A 325-nucleotide genomic window follows, 5' to 3' on the forward strand; every position below is an offset into this window, starting at 1 on the left:
CTCGATACCGCGATCGCGCAACGCGCGCCGATGTCGCTCGGAGTCGTAACCGCGATCCGCGTAGACCACACGCGGCCGCTGCAATGGGTGGCCACGCAATCCGCGGATCGGCGGAATCGCGTCGATCAGCGGCAGCAATTGCGTGACGTCGTTGACGTTCGCGCCGGTCAGGATCGCGGCGAGCGGCGTACCGTTGGCGTCGGTGACGATGTGGTGCTTGGAACCGGGTCGCGCGCGATCGGTGGGGTTTGGCCCAGTTTTTGGCCTGCCCCAACGGCGCGAATCGATGATGAATCGACGGCGGCTCGTGAGAAGTCGATCTGGT

The 325-nt window shown here is 65.5% G+C and carries 1 pseudogene; it reads right to left on the bottom strand.

The annotated features are described in order from the left end of the window. Positions 1-325 (bottom strand): annotated as a pseudogene (locus tag SB816_RS30545) (transposase); the annotation flags it as partial.

The sequence above is a fragment of the Achromobacter sp. SIMBA_011 genome (genome assembly GCF_046535435.1).
In the GTDB taxonomy this organism is placed as follows: Bacteria; Pseudomonadota; Gammaproteobacteria; order Burkholderiales; family Burkholderiaceae_B; genus Achromobacter; species Achromobacter dolens.